Annotated in this window: 1 protein-coding gene; it reads right to left on the minus strand. The window is 67.0% G+C overall.

The window, feature by feature from the left end; genetic code table 11:
- Positions 1–382: PAS domain-containing protein (locus tag KVT32_RS29020; protein WP_217619307.1), on the minus strand; the 382-nt coding region annotated here is incomplete at both ends.

Genomic DNA, 382 nt, shown 5'->3' on the forward strand with positions numbered 1-382 from the left:
CTTGATCCGTTCGGCGCCGCTGTTCCAGTTGCTGACCACGCCTTCCGGCGAGAGCATGAAGATCGCATAGTCGGACACGCCCTGCACCAGTAGGCGGAAGCGCTCCTCGCTGGCGCGCAGCGCGTCCTGGGCTTTCTTGCGTTCCGTAATGTCGCGCGTGATCTTGGCGTAGCCGAGCAGGTTGCCGTGCTCGTCGTGGATCGGGTCGATGATGACGCTGGCCCAGAAACGCGTGCCGTCCTGGCGCACGCGCCAGCCTTCGGCTTCGTACTTGCCTTCCGCCAGCGCGGTGGCCAGGGCACGCGCCGGCAGGCCGCTGGCGCGGTCCTCGGGCGTGTAGAAACGCGAGAAGTGTTCCCCCAGGATCTCGGGCGCCTCGTAC

Source organism: Achromobacter sp. GbtcB20, from assembly GCF_019091095.1.
Taxonomy (GTDB): domain Bacteria; phylum Pseudomonadota; class Gammaproteobacteria; order Burkholderiales; family Burkholderiaceae_B; genus Achromobacter; species Achromobacter mucicolens.